3 protein-coding genes are annotated in these 1,559 nt (G+C 63.2%); all 3 read left to right on the top strand.

All coding sequences use genetic code 11. The annotated features are described in order from the left end of the window. The coding region (locus PSV43_RS09325; RefSeq protein ID WP_300196059.1) for a hypothetical protein at positions 1–358 on the top strand (358 nt) is incomplete at its 5' end. Between the two features lie 12 nt (positions 359–370). Beyond that, on the top strand, positions 371–505 hold the full coding sequence (locus PSV43_RS09320; RefSeq protein WP_300196056.1) for a hypothetical protein: 135 nt from the start codon (positions 371–373) through the stop codon (positions 503–505). Between the two features lie 780 nt (positions 506–1,285). Further along, positions 1,286–1,559 (top strand): hypothetical protein (locus PSV43_RS09315; protein WP_300196054.1); only part of this gene is annotated, 274 nt, incomplete at its 3' end.

Raw genomic sequence — 1,559 nt, 5'->3', positions numbered from 1 at the left:
CAGCCTCCTGCTGGGCCTTCATCTGCTGCTCTTCAGCGGCACGGCGTGTGACTTCCTCCTGCTGACGCTGCATGGCAGCGGCCTCAGTCTGCCGGATGCGTTCAGCTTCCGTAGCGGTGGCCTGTTCGGCAGCCATGCGCTCCGCCGTGGCACGCTGCTGCTGGGCTGTCATCTCCTGTTGCTGCTGGGCAGCAGTGGCCTGCTGGCGCGCTTTTTCAGTCTCAGCGGCGGCTTGGTCAGCGGCCATGCGTTGCTGCTGGGCCGCCAGCGCCTCCTGCTGCGCAGCGGCGGCAGCCTGCATGCGGCTTTTTTCCGCTTCAGCATTCGCTGCGGCCTGTTCAGCAGCTCTTTTTTCTGACATGCCACGTTCTTGCAACCCCTGCTGCTGGCGCTGCTCCATGGCGGCGGCACGGGCCTGTTCCCGATCAGCGCGCATCTGAGCTTTTTCTGCTTCGGCCGCTGCAGTTGCGGCGGCTTGCTCAGCCGCCATTTTCTCTGCCTCTAAGGGTTGCGATGAAACGCTGGGATCAGCAGGCGGCGGCATGACTGCGGCTGGAGCGGTCACCACGGCAGGTGCGGTCCGGTCAGGTTCAATAACAGGCACAACTGCGGCAGCCGAAGGTTCAGCAGCCTTGTTCTCAACCATCGCTGGCACATTGGATGGAGCCGCGGCAGGAACGCTGCTCTCCAAAACCTTGCTCTCAGGCGGCATTTCGGGCCTGCGCGGTGTTCCCCTTGTGGGACGTTCCTGATTCCTAGGCTCCCTTGTTGAACCCGAAGGAAGCTCCGCAGCGACGGCCGGACGCACGGCTTCTTGGGCCTGAGCGTTCGGCACCGCAGGCATGTTGCCGACAACTGGCACTTCAACTGAAGGACGCGGAAAGGAATGCGGCCTTCTCCCCTGTCCCGGCTGCTGCGGCATTGCTGGCGCAACGACTTGAGCCGCCGGTCTTTCTGTAGCGATGGGAGCACTCACCGTTTCCTGCGGCGGAGCCTTTGGCACTCTTGGCGCACCCTTGCCAACAGTTGGCGCTTCGCCCGGTTGACGGCCAGCTTGATGCGGCCTGCGCCCGTGCGCAGGCTGCTGCTGCACATCGGCCGTCTTTTTCTCTCTGGCAATCGTCTCACGAATCTCCGTGGCAACGCGCTGTGACACGCCGTCAAATCCGCTCACCCGCGTCGGGCGCTGGATGTGTTCTTTGACCTCAGGGCGCATGATCCGGGCTCCGGGCCTGACGGTTGGAAGCTCCACCATCGCCACGGGTGCTCTAGCATCTCTGCGCCCATGATGCTGCTGCGCGGGCATCTGGTCAGCGTGCATCGTTTGCACTTGCCGCTGCGGCACAGGCTGACCGCAAGCCTGCTCCATCTGGGCGCGGGGCGGTCCCCCATGATTGATAAACGCATGCTTCTGGCTGCGATTGGGCACAATCTGAGTCACGTTCACGCTGTGCTGGAAGATCGTGGTCTGCTGCGTCACCGGCGCATACACATGGATGTAAGTCGGGCTCACAAATTGGTTCGTATTGATGAAGGTGTAGCTGGTGGGGCCGAGGCCG

Origin of the sequence: Prosthecobacter sp., from assembly GCF_029946185.1 — a bacterium.
GTDB lineage: Bacteria > Verrucomicrobiota > Verrucomicrobiia > Verrucomicrobiales > Verrucomicrobiaceae > Prosthecobacter.
The sequence above is the reverse complement of the archived record's forward strand: the minus strand, read 5'-3'. Positions and strand labels throughout refer to the sequence as shown.